Origin of the sequence: Caballeronia jiangsuensis, assembly GCF_046030135.1 — a bacterium.
Taxonomy (GTDB): Bacteria; Pseudomonadota; Gammaproteobacteria; order Burkholderiales; family Burkholderiaceae; genus Caballeronia; species Caballeronia jiangsuensis.
In genome coordinates, this window is the sequence record NZ_JAQQDB010000128.1 from 1 (window position 1) to 527 (window position 527).

The 527-nt window shown below is 61.5% G+C and carries 1 protein-coding gene; it reads left to right on the forward strand.

Annotated elements, in window-relative coordinates; all coding sequences use genetic code 11:
- Positions 1 to 527, forward strand: a 527-nt coding sequence (gene vgrG, locus PQR08_RS38670) for a type VI secretion system tip protein VgrG (protein WP_408164503.1), incomplete at both ends; no start/stop codon positions are given.

The following is a 527-nucleotide window of genomic DNA, read 5'->3' on the forward strand; positions in this document are numbered from 1 at the left end:
CTCAACACGCGATATCTGGTGGTCTCGACCTCGATCGATGTGCGCAATCCGGACGAACTGACCGTCACCGCAGGCAGCGACGCGCAGTATCACTGCAAGACGGATTTCGTGGTGCAGCCGGACGATACGTTCTTCAAGACGATGCCCCAGGAGAAGCCGCGCGCGCATCCGGAGACCGCGGTGGTGGTGGGCCCGGAGAACCAGCCGATCTGGCTCGATGGCTACGCGCGCACGCGCGTTCAATTCAAATGGGACAGGCTGGGCAAGCTTGACCAGAATTCGAGTTGCTGGGTACGGGTGTCGCAGCCGTGGCATGGCGGGCCGCACAGCTTCATCGCGGTGCCGCGTATCGGGGATGAGGTGACGATCGGCTATCACGAGGGCGATCCGGACAAGCCGTTCATCATGGCTAGCAAGGTCAATCAGTTCAATCCGCCGCCGTTCGAGTTGCCGAGAAACATGGCGCTCACGGGGTTGGTGAGCCACGCATTGGAAGGGCAAGGCCACAACTACGTGGTCACCGATGA